Genomic DNA, 2,455 nt, shown 5'->3' on the forward strand with positions numbered 1-2,455 from the left:
AAGAGCCATGTCCAGCGTAAAACACATAATGTTTTTATCAAAAAATGTGAAAACCCCACTTTTACTTGAAGTAAAGGTGGGGTTTGTCTACGGTCTGAAGACTCTTCTTGTGAAGAGTCTTTTTTATTGACGAATGGTCCATTTCATCGCATGCAAAAAGGCTCCTCTGACGAAGAGCCTTTTTTAATTGCTTGTTCATTACCTGGGAAATATTTTCATCATCATTTTAAGGCTTTGATACAGATGTATGTATCATAATGGTAAACAGAGACGTCTCTAAAGTGATACGCTGAAAAAAGACAGCTGATGTCTTCTTCACTGTACGTTGAAAGAGACTGTGAGCGTTTTTGTTCCTTCATTAGTTCCTGCTTTTGAAAAGATAAGAATACTTCTCCATCCACTTGAAGAACACGATATACCTCTTTCATAACTTGTTCGATATCTGGCAAGTAATAGATGGTCTGCACTGTGAACAATTTATTGAATGATCTGTCTTCAAAAGGTAATTGCTCAGCTCTTCCAAGTGTGATAACGGCTTTATCCTGCTCGACAAGCCTCTTATGTTTTCTTTTCGCGTATTTTACCATATGACGCGAAGCATCGATTCCATATACTTTCCCTCGATCAAGTTTTTCCGCTACTTTAGATAATGTCATACCTCTTCCAGTACCAATTTCTAAGATCCGGTCGTTTTCTTGTATATTTAAGAGTTGAATCGTCCATTGATTGATATTATGATGATTTTTTTCCATATAGCGGGCAACCCATTTTGAGAACAAGCCCTTTGGTTCCCTCATTTGTTTTCCAATCCAGCTTTGAATCAATGTCAACACCTGCTTTGCACCAGTAAATAAAACTATTTACGAATTTTCTTACTTTTCATATCGGCTCTCGCCTAACAAAAGTTAAGACCTAGTCCTAATTTCTTTGTCTTTTATTAGACGGCACCTTTTCTGAAAATGTTTCGCACGTCATGAAAAATATTTAAACAAATAGGCATTTTCATTAATTGTGCTCAGATTGATTTCGTTTTCCGCATGAGCTGCATATTTTATGAATGTATCTTGATTAGATAAAGGTGGTGCTAGATTATGGGCTTTGGCGGTTATTCTGGAGGCTACTGCGGTGGCTACGGTGGCGGTTTTGCAGGCGGATTCGCATTGCTTGTTGTACTGTTCATTTTGTTAATCATCATCGGTGCAAGCTGGATTTGCTAATGTAAAAGGAGCAGGAAACGATAACGTTTCCTGCTCCTTTTCTTTAATACCAATAGGTTGGATAATTGTACATATAGCGTCTTAGCATTTCTTCTTGCTCTCTTTGCATTCTGTATGGATTGCCGTATCCGTGCTTTAAAGAATGCGGAATAGACGCATATCCGTGCCCCACTGATGGAAACCTCATATATGGTGACATCGACATTCATTGATCACCTCACAATCTCCTTTTACGGTTATCATATGTGCAGGTGATCAATGTGGAGCGTGTCTAAACCTGGTCCTTCTCCCTTGTATAACAATCAAGCATTGCAAGCATCATAAACATGTCAATCTCCTCCTTTTCATGTTTTTATTGTCCTTTTTAGTTCATGTACTTTAGTTGTTTCTGCTTCATTTCTTCATAAAACGTTTCGACTTGTTGTTCATAAAGAACGGTTTCAATGTCTTTGTATTTACGTTGGATCGTCAAAGTAATAAAAAATAAATGGATTGTCATATACGCTCACCTCCCTTCAGTTCGCAGCACGCGAAATAGCCCGCAGATCTTCTTTATCAGTTGACCTGCGGGCACACAAAAATGCAGATCAAAAGACAGTGTCTTCTAACCTGCGATGGATGATACGTGAAATCCTCGTTTACTTAAACAGTTTTGTAGCGTGAACCGTAAAAGGTAAAGGAAGGACACGAGCTCTTCCACAGGCTGATGACATGATGAAATTGGTTGTTGAATTGATCACAAGTAGATACGAATAACATATTCTTCAGCCTCCTTTACGTTTTTAATTACTTTGTAAGTATATCCAGCAAGCACCATTTTGTAAACCTGTTTTTAGTAAATTAGATGATTTTTGTGTGTTTGACTAAATTTCTACAGTAATTCTTGTCCGATTATCCAGTGCAATTAAAAAAAAGTTTCCTCATCACATGAGGAAACTTCAGAATGTTGACAAAGGGCTAAAATGAACTTGATTTTAGCCCTTTGTCTTCTTTTCAGCGTGATAGAAAACCTTTGAATTCTAGGAAGGACGAGTACCGGCGCGGAGCGAATTTGACATTCGTGAGCACCGGCACGCAGGACTGACAAAGAATGCGAGGGTTTGTCTACACGCTGAAAGTCTCCTCATCATATGAGGAGACTCAGCTTGTAGACAAAGTCTACAAGCTTTTTTGTATAATAAGGGTAATAACACAATTCTGTGGGGGATGAACATGTTATCGAAACGTGAAGAAGAAAG

4 protein-coding genes are annotated in these 2,455 nt (G+C 38.3%); 1 reads left to right on the top strand and 3 read right to left on the bottom strand.

What is annotated here, in order from left to right; genetic code table 11:
* Positions 1-221 precede the first annotated feature (221 nt).
* A complete protein-coding gene (locus ASG46_RS09620; protein ID WP_056704298.1) occupies positions 222-824 on the bottom strand; it encodes a class I SAM-dependent methyltransferase in 603 nt (200 codons plus the stop codon).
* 267 nt (positions 825-1,091) lie between these two features.
* Between ASG46_RS09620 and ASG46_RS21620 the strand changes: the two genes are divergently transcribed.
* Positions 1,092-1,217 (top strand): YjcZ family sporulation protein, encoded by a 126-nt coding sequence (locus ASG46_RS21620; protein WP_008342643.1) that lies wholly within the window; start codon positions 1,092-1,094, stop codon positions 1,215-1,217.
* 43 nt (positions 1,218-1,260) lie between these two features.
* On the opposite strand, the gene ASG46_RS20925 is transcribed toward ASG46_RS21620, so the two are convergent.
* Both ASG46_RS20925 and ASG46_RS20510 read right to left on the bottom strand, forming a co-directional pair.
* Positions 1,261-1,422: a hypothetical protein gene (locus ASG46_RS20925; protein ID WP_154666048.1), complete on the bottom strand. Its 162-nt coding sequence runs from the start codon at positions 1,420-1,422 to the stop codon at positions 1,261-1,263.
* A 159-nt stretch (positions 1,423-1,581) separates the two neighbouring features.
* Positions 1,582-1,716 carry a YrzI family small protein gene (locus ASG46_RS20510; protein ID WP_008342648.1) on the bottom strand — a complete coding sequence of 45 codons (135 nt, stop codon included), beginning with the start codon at positions 1,714-1,716 and terminating at the stop codon, positions 1,582-1,584.
* Between the last annotated feature and the right edge of the window lie 739 nt (positions 1,717-2,455).

Origin of the sequence: Bacillus sp. Leaf49 (assembly GCF_001426125.1) — a bacterium.
In the GTDB taxonomy this organism is placed as follows: Bacteria; Bacillota; Bacilli; order Bacillales; family Bacillaceae; genus Bacillus; species Bacillus altitudinis.

What these genes read in the sequence shown, in the direction of transcription:
- ASG46_RS20925 (WP_154666048.1), bottom strand. Translation starts at nt 1,422, where the DNA reads ATGTCGATGTCACCATATATGAGGTTTCCATCAGTGGGGCACGGATAT.
- ASG46_RS20510 (WP_008342648.1), bottom strand. Translation starts at nt 1,716, where the DNA reads ATGACAATCCATTTATTTTTTATTACTTTGACGATCCAACGTAAATAC.
- ASG46_RS21620 (WP_008342643.1), top strand. Translation starts at nt 1,092, where the DNA reads ATGGGCTTTGGCGGTTATTCTGGAGGCTACTGCGGTGGCTACGGTGGC.